Source organism: Psychrobacter proteolyticus (assembly GCF_038155145.1).
In the GTDB taxonomy this organism is placed as follows: Bacteria; Pseudomonadota; Gammaproteobacteria; order Pseudomonadales; family Moraxellaceae; genus Psychrobacter; species Psychrobacter proteolyticus_B.
Window position 1 is genome coordinate 1 of record NZ_JBAKAY010000017.1, and the last position, 1,232, is coordinate 1,232.

Annotated in this window: 1 protein-coding gene; it reads right to left on the reverse strand. The window is 45.7% G+C overall.

The annotated features are described in order from the left end of the window. A partial coding sequence (locus tag V6252_RS12830) for a Na+/H+ antiporter NhaC family protein (protein ID WP_341610708.1) occupies positions 1 to 1,232 on the reverse strand: 1,232 nt, incomplete at its 3' end.

Genomic DNA, 1,232 nt, shown 5'->3' on the forward strand with positions numbered 1-1,232 from the left:
AATGGATTAATCACCGTTCCCGCATCCTCAATCGTCCGCGACAAATTCTTAGGATGTAAGTGTAAGCGCTCAAACGTTGAACGAAATGCCGTACCTGATAATAGAATACTCAAATACTGCTCACCAATCAGCACGTTAATGCTCAGTGCCGACATCGCGGCGGCAAATATCGCTCGGCCTGATGTCGTCAATGTGTCTTTAATACCAGATAGCAGTGCTGGCAGAATACCCAGTGCCGTTAATAACCCACCTAAGCTTAATGCCAGTATCACAATTGCCTGCGTAAAGAACATACTCTGTACACCGCCACGCGACAGCATACCGCCTACTTCCCCTAACTCTAATGACTCAGCAGGGGCATACCCTGCAAACAAGTAACCACCCAATTGGCCAAAGCTTGGTGAACTATGGATATAAGTAATAATCAGTGCCGCGGCAATAGTACAGATAATTGTATAAATCGCATTAACTCGAAACAGGGCTAACCCGACTAATACGACAAAGGGTAATACCGAATACCCATGTACCAAACCACTGTCGATGAGCTGACCTTGCAATATAGTCACTTGACTCAGATCAGCACTGGTCGTCTGTCCTGAGAACATCCAAAACAAGATCACCGTCAGTATCCATGCAGGTACTGTCGTATACATCATATTGCGAATGTGTTCAAACAGATCAATACCGACAACAGAGGATGCAATCGTACAAGTATCAGACAAAGGCGACATCTTATCGCCAAAGAACGCGCCTGATACTACTGCCCCTGCCGCTATCGCCACATTGGCATCAAACGCATTACTCATACCAATAAAGGCCACGCCCAAAGTCGCTGCAGTCGTCAAACTACTACCCAATGCAATACCGATAATAGAGGTTAAGATGAAGGCAGAGATATAATAGTATTCAGGTGAGATCAGCTGAAAGCCTACATACATCAGTGTAGGTATAGCACCTGACATCATTAAAGCCGCAACCATGAGTCCAATAAAGAAGAACAAATAGATGGCACCAATACCACGCATGACACCTGAGGCCATTTGTGCTTGCATGTCATCAAAGCTGAGTCCTTTATACATACCGATAGCCAATAGCACACAGATGGCGAGGATAAGAGACAGATGCGGTACCCAGCCAAAACCAATCATGGTGATGCCCATGATACCGATGACGATGGCGGATATGATAAAGGCGAGCTTGGCACTGATTAATGTGAGGGGTTTTGGTGGCAT